At 77.4% G+C, this 1,066-nt stretch carries 2 protein-coding genes; one reads left to right on the forward strand and one right to left on the reverse strand.

Going from position 1 to position 1,066, the window contains the following annotated elements; all coding sequences use genetic code 11:
• On the reverse strand, positions 1 to 663 hold a 663-nt coding region (locus GPJ59_RS36455), incomplete at its 3' end, for an alpha/beta hydrolase (protein ID WP_219672384.1).
• Positions 664 to 856: 193 nt separating this feature from the next.
• Here GPJ59_RS36455 and GPJ59_RS36460 point away from each other — a divergent pair.
• On the forward strand, positions 857 to 1,066 hold a 210-nt coding region (locus tag GPJ59_RS36460; protein WP_219672385.1), incomplete at its 3' end, for an ATP-dependent DNA ligase.

Consider the following 1,066-nt stretch of genomic DNA (forward strand, 5'->3'; position numbering starts at 1 on the left):
GCCGGGGACGGCCGCCCCACCCGCTCGGGCCCCGGCCTGGAGCCCGCTCGCGGAGCCGCTGGTGAAGAACATGCCGGCCCAGAGCTTCTTGAACACCCCGTCGGGGAACAGCGCGTCCGCGAGGTTCCAGTACGTGATCTGCGGGGCGATCGCGTCGACCCGCCGGTCGTACCCGGCGGCCAGCAGCGAGATCGCGCCGCCGTACGAACCGCCGGCCACACCCACCCGCGGGTCGCCCGCCGCGTCCAGGCGGACGCCGGGCTGCCGGGCCAGCCAGTCGACGAGCCGGGAGACGTCCTTGACCTCGTGCTCGGGGTCGTTCAGCCCGATCTGCCCGCCGGACCGGCCGAATCCGCGCGCCGACCAGGTCAGCACGGCGTACCCGTCGCGCGCCAGCCGCTCGGCCTGCGCGCGGACGTCGTCCTTGCTGCCGCCGAAGCCGTGGCCGAGCAGGACCGCGGGCCGCGGCCCGCCGCCGCCCGCGGTGAAGTACGAGGTGTCGATCGCGGCGCCGGGCATCTCCAGCACGGTGTCCTGGCGGTGCACGGGTGGTGGCCCGCCGGACGCGGTGGCGGTCCACGTGCCGGCCCCCGCCACGACGGCGAGCGCGGCCGCGCCGGCGAGGACCTTGCCGCGCCGGCGCCTGGGCAGTCGGAGCTTCATAGGCCTGACCCTAGACTCCCGAACCCGCCTCTCCCTTGAGCCCGCAGGCGTAACCCGCCCCCTTCTTCGGGAGTACGCCGCCACGCCCCTCTACCGCACCTGCGGTACACGCCGGCAGCGTCCCGCCCACGTGCCCTGCCCGCTCCGGCCGTCCCGACGTGCCCCGGCCCGCGCCGGGCGGGAGGATGGGCCCATGCTGCTGGCCGAGGTCGCGCGCGTGTCCCGGGAGGTCGCCGGCACCACCGCCCGGTCCCGCAAGACCGCGCTGCTCGCGGAGCTGTTCGCCGCCGCGCCCGCGGCCGAGGCCGGCCTGCTCGTCTCGTACCTGGCCGGCCGGCTCCCGCAGGGGCGCCCCGGCATCGGCTGGCGCGCCCTGAGCCACGAGGTCCGCCCGGCCCAGGAG

It is taken from the genome of Streptomyces bambusae (assembly GCF_019400985.1).
Taxonomy (GTDB): Bacteria; Actinomycetota; Actinomycetes; order Streptomycetales; family Streptomycetaceae; genus Streptomyces; species Streptomyces bambusae_A.